This is a genomic window from Candidatus Eisenbacteria bacterium, from assembly GCA_030017955.1.
Taxonomy (GTDB): Bacteria; Eisenbacteria; RBG-16-71-46; order JASEGR01; family JASEGR01; genus JASEGR01.
The window spans coordinates 1-4,757 of sequence record JASEGR010000127.1 but is presented as its reverse complement, the minus strand read 5'-3'; the positions used below and the strand labels follow the sequence as shown (position 1 = coordinate 4,757).

The 4,757-nt window shown below is 51.7% G+C and carries 3 protein-coding genes; 1 reads left to right on the top strand and 2 read right to left on the bottom strand.

Annotated features, from left to right (window positions below):
- Nucleotides 1-1,548: ABC-F family ATP-binding cassette domain-containing protein (locus QME66_12670; protein MDI6809809.1), on the bottom strand; the 1,548-nt coding region annotated here is incomplete at its 3' end.
- Nucleotides 1,549-1,602: 54 nt separating this feature from the next.
- Between QME66_12670 and QME66_12665 the strand changes: the two genes are divergently transcribed.
- Entirely contained in the window at nucleotides 1,603-2,823 is a 1,221-nt protein-coding gene (locus QME66_12665) for an IS256 family transposase (protein ID MDI6809808.1), read from the top strand.
- A gap of 276 nt (nucleotides 2,824-3,099) precedes the next feature.
- Here QME66_12665 and QME66_12660 read toward each other — a convergent pair whose 3' ends face one another.
- A complete protein-coding gene (locus QME66_12660; protein MDI6809807.1) occupies nucleotides 3,100-4,548 on the bottom strand; it encodes an IS1182 family transposase in 1,449 nt (482 codons plus the stop codon).
- Between the last annotated feature and the right edge of the window lie 209 nt (nucleotides 4,549-4,757).

The window sequence follows — 4,757 nt, the reverse complement described above, 5'->3', positions numbered from 1 at the left end:
AAGATATGTTCCTTCGTAGCGCGCAAGCGCCTCCTGGAGCACCTTTTTCGATGTCATATCGAGGTGATTTGTGGGCTCGTCCATGACGAGGAAGTTGGAAGGCTGAAGCAACATCTTCGCCAAGGCGAGACGGCTCTTCTCGCCGCCGGAGAGAACCGAGACACGCTTGAACACGTCATCGCCATGAAAAAGAAATGAACCGAGAAGTGTACGCAGCTTCTTTCTGATTTCCCCCTCAGCAACTTCGTCAACGATTTGCAGCGCTTCTTTTGAAGGATCAAGCTCCTCCGCCTGATGCTGTCCAAAATACGAGAGCGTGACGTTGTGGCCGAGGATACGCTCCCCGGCGTTGAAGGGCTCAACTCCAGCGAGGATTCGCGAAAGCGTCGATTTCCCCGCACCGTTCACACCGACGATGGCAATGCAATCCCCACGTTCGATCTTGTAGTCCAAACGCTCGAATATGTTCTTGGCTCCATAGCTCTTCGTCACTCCTCTGAGCTCGATAACAACCCGTCCGCTCGGACGGGGCTGAGGGAACTCGAAATATATCCCCTCTTCCTCAGGCCCTATCTCGATGAGATCCATCTTTTCGAGCTGCTTGATGCGGCTCTGGACCTGACGTGCCTTCGTCGCTTGGTAGCGGAACCGGTCGATGAACTGCCGAGTGTGCTTGATTTGTTCCTGCTGGTTCTTGTAGGCGCTCAGTTGCAGCTCTCGGCGTTTCTGCCGCTCTTGTTCATAGAAAGTGTAGTTGCCGGCATAGTTTTCCATCTTGCCGAGGCTCAGCGCAAAGATCTTGGCGCAGAGATTATCGAGGAACGCACGATCGTGGGAGACGAGAATGACGGCTCCGTGGTAATTCTGGAGATATTCCTCGAGCCATTGGAGCGATTCGAGATCCAGGTGGTTCGTTGGCTCGTCCAGCAGCAACAGCGACGGCTCCCGCAGGAGCAGCTTGGCGAGTTCAATCCGCATTTGCCAGCCGCCGCTGAATTCTTCCGTCCTCCGCTCGAAGTCCTCGACGGAGAACCCCAACCCCATCAGCACACGCTCGACCTTCGATCTCATCCGAAACGCATCGAGATCCTCCAGCTTATGCTGAAGCTCGCCATAGATCTCGAGCGTCTCTTTGTACTCCGGACTCTCTGGATCGAGAGCCCCGAGGTTTGCCTGGGCTTCTTCCAATTCCCGCTGGACTTCCAAAACGTCCTCAAACGCTGATTCAGCTTCTTTATAGAGAGTCTTCCCGGCGGCAGCAATCCCATCTTGTGGCAAATACCCCACGGTTACATACTTTGCTTTGCTCAACGTGCCGGAATCGTGGGCAATCTGGCCGCTGATGATTTTCAGCAGCGTGGTTTTCCCAGTTCCGTTGGCTCCGACAAGTCCAATCCGGTCGTGCGGACTGATGACGCAGGAGAGGTCTTTGAATAGGACGCGACCTCCGAACTGGATCGATATGCGGTCAAGGGAGAGCGAGCTATCTTCTAATGTTGTGTAAATTCTGTACCCTCGAATGAAAGGGTAGAAAACAAAGCGGCGCATCCGTACCTTAGAGTGGTTTTCACAAACTCAACAAAACCTAAGGAGGATACGCCAATGGAAAGATATACGAAACAGACTGAACAAGCAAGTCTAGACCAAGGTCCGGTTCAACTGACCTTACGGGATTTGATCCTTGATCATTTGAGTGAGTGGATTCCCCAGCTTGTCGATGCAGAGATAGACGATGTTCTTGGCCGCAAACGCTACGAGCATCACGCAGACCAGAACAACAAGCAGTATCGGAACGGATATCACAAGGAACGTTCATTGACATCTGGCATGGGGACATTCCCGGTGCGCTTACGGCGTCTGCGCGAGCCATTTGAGTCGCAGATTGTCGGGCGGTATCAACGGCATACACGGGAGATTGGTGAGGTTCTTCCCCAATTGTATCTGCATGGGCTTGCCACGGGAGATTTTCAGGACGCTTTGCATGTGCTCTTGGGAGAGAACGCACCACTGTCTGGATCGACCATCGTACGATTGAAGCGGCAGTGGGAGGATGAGTACCGGCAGTGGAAGGAGCGCCGTCTGCAGGCAGAGTACCTCTACGTCTGGGCCGACGGGGTCTATCCGAAAGCTGGTCCACGAGCTGAAAGCTTGGCCGTGCTGGTTGTTGTTGGCCTGAATCGCAAAGGAGAAAAGGAACTGCTGGCCATTGAGGAAGGCTTCCGTGAGAGCTACCAGTCATGGCGCGATGTCCTCCGCGATATACGCAAACGAGGTGTACGCTGGGTCGGGTTGATGATTGCCGACGGACTGGAGGGCTTGCGCAAAGCCATGCGCGACGTCTTCCCCTTGAGCCGACAGCAACGATGCTTTCTGCACAAGATGCGCAATGTCCTGGACAAGGTCCCTGCCAAGCTTCACGATGAGGTTCTTCAGGCTCTCCAAGAGATGTACAACGCCAAATCCCGGGAGCAGGCGTTGACACTCAAACGAGCATTCATCGCTCGCTACGAGAAGCCTTACCCGGAGGCCGTCAGGTCTCTCAACGAAGCTGGCGATCAGCTGTTCACGTATTTTGACTTCCCGAAAAGTCACTGGCGCAGTATCAAGTCCACCAACGTGGTCGAATCGATGTTTAATGCCGTCAAGCTTCGTACCGATGCTGCCAGGAGGATCCCCAGCAGGAAGTCGGCACTCTTCCTGGTCTTCAAGCTGTTGACAACACAGGAACAACGGTTACACAAAATCCATGGATACAAGCTGGTGCCTGAAACCATTGACACCATCAAACACGCTCAACGCACTCTATTACGGAAGGCCGCCTAAAAAAAAGTTTACACAACTATTGACATTAGCTCGACACTTCACCAAGCAGTATGCTCAGAAACCTGTTGTCACTTTCTTTGCCCGTCAGACTGTGTAAGAAGTTGGTTTGTGCTTTTTAGGGAAACGATGCCATTGCTCGAACCAACGTTCGGTTCAGTTTTTGAACTTTGAAGTGTTCTTAGTTAAGATTTCAAGAGAAGATTATTTGTGCTTCTGTTGATTATTGAACTTTGTTCTGGTGTCACCGATGTAATTGTTTGGAAGGCCCAGCGCTGCTTACCCTGAGAAGAAGAGGTGCTGTACCAATGCAGGAACACCGAGGACGGTTATGGCCCGTCGTATATTGTAGGCAAGCACACTCAAGCTTGCTTCTGTACGCACCTTGGGAAGTCCGCGTAGCAGAAAGTAACCTTGATTCCACCCGTGCTTCAGGGTGCCAAAGGGGTGTTCACTCAAACACTTTCGCTTGGCCAGTTTTTCTGGGTTCTGCGAGATTCTCTCGCGCAAACGTTCCATCACTTCTTCATGCTCTGAGCGGTAGATCCGTCGTCCTCGTTTGTTGATAGTACACTGATTCTTGACCGGACACTCACGACACGCGGGCGTTCCGTAGACAGTGGTCCAATGCTCTCGATGCCATGTTTTGTGCAGCAAGGTCAATTCCTGATGCTGGGGGCAGAGGTAGACATCACGTTCTTTGTCATAGTGAAACTGTGAATGATAATAGTCGGGCGTGGGGATGTTCGTTTTCCTTTTCTCTGTCGTCTCGGGGATGGGAACATAGGGAACGATCCCTTGATCTTCGCATTTCTTGATCTCAGTGGGTGTGGCATACCCTTTATCAGCCAGCACTTCTAGGGTCTCGGTCCCCAACGTTTCTTTAGCTCGCTGCGCCATAGGGGCTAACTGATAGCGGTCATTGATGTCGTTGGTGACGTCGTGTTCAACAATCAATTTGTGTTTCTGATCTACGACAGTTTGGACATTGTAAGAGATCTCTGCTTTGCCACCACCGACCATCTGACGGGCATCAGGGTCGCTGAGAGAGACTTGCGTTTCGCCGCTATCCTCCAATTGTTGAAGCAGTGTTTCATAGTGCTGGCGTCGTTCGTTGAGAGTGGCGATCTTCTGCTGCAACGCCTGAGCATCGTGGAGAGGAAGGGGAGCTTCTTGCTGGTCATTGGTTTCCAAGGTTTTCAAATACTCACCAATGCTGGCATCGATCTGTTGGAGGCGTTCTTTCAGTTTCTTCGTAGTAAAGTTTCGTTTCTTGGAGTTTGAAGCGCGGAACTTGCTTCCATCAACGGCAACAAGATCACCGCCGAAGAGGTCCATCGTTTGGCACAAAACAACAAACTGGCGGCACACACCGCGTATGGCCGTCGGGTTGTCTTTACGAAAGTCACTGATGGTCTTATGGTCCGGGGTAAGCTTTTTGAGTAACCACATCACTTCGACGTTGCGGTGGGTTTCTCGTTCGAGCCGTCTGCTGGAGCGAACGCGATTCAGATAGCCGTAAAGATACAGTTTCAATAAGTCGCCTGGCCAATAGGGAGGAGTGCCAGTGTCAGCGAGTTGCACTTTCTGAAATCCAAGCGTTGCGAGATCGAGGGTATCAACAAACGCGTCAATGAAGCGAATAAGATTCTCGTCGTTGATGTAATCCTCAATTGCATCTGGAAAGAGAGTGATCTGTTCTCGTGGTGTGCCAGTAATGTGGTCCATCATCATCCTAATATAGAGTGTGAGAGACAAAATTTCTCACTTAGACGAACATCACGTGAGAAGGTTTCGAGTTTTTACACAGTCTGCCGCTCAGGGAAAGTCATGTCAGCAACTCAGTGACCGCTTCCGGCTATCCAAAAAGCTCTGCAACATGATGGCGGCCGCAATCGCATCAACTCGCCCCTTGTGCTCTCGACGTTCTTTTCGCT

Coding starts and splice junctions, on each gene's coding strand:
- QME66_12665 (MDI6809808.1), top strand. CDS start 1,603: ATGGAAAGATATACGAAACAGACTGAACAAGCAAGTCTAGACCAAGGT.
- QME66_12660 (MDI6809807.1), bottom strand. CDS start 4,548: ATGGACCACATTACTGGCACACCACGAGAACAGATCACTCTCTTTCCA.